A 305-nucleotide genomic window follows, 5' to 3' on the forward strand; every position below is an offset into this window, starting at 1 on the left:
AATACATTTAGACTTTGACCTCTTTTGTAATTCCTTGTAAAACACATACATAGAAAGGTATTTCAGGATAAATATAGAAATGGCATACCTTCTAGCTTTTAAAAGACTAAAGCTCAACTTTTTTATGTTTTAAGAGGGGGAAAGGGAGAACAATATGAAGAATTTAAAAGGAAGTACAGGTAAAATTTTATTAGCGTCTAGTTTGGCATTTTCTATGTCAGCATGTAGTTTTGGTGACAAAGAGAAAACAAATGCTGAATCTAGTAAACAAGAAAATAACAATAATAACAACGGTAATTCGAACA

The organism is Bacillus sp. JJ1127 (assembly GCF_036965845.1).
Classification (GTDB): Bacteria; Bacillota; Bacilli; order Bacillales; family Bacillaceae_G; genus Bacillus_A.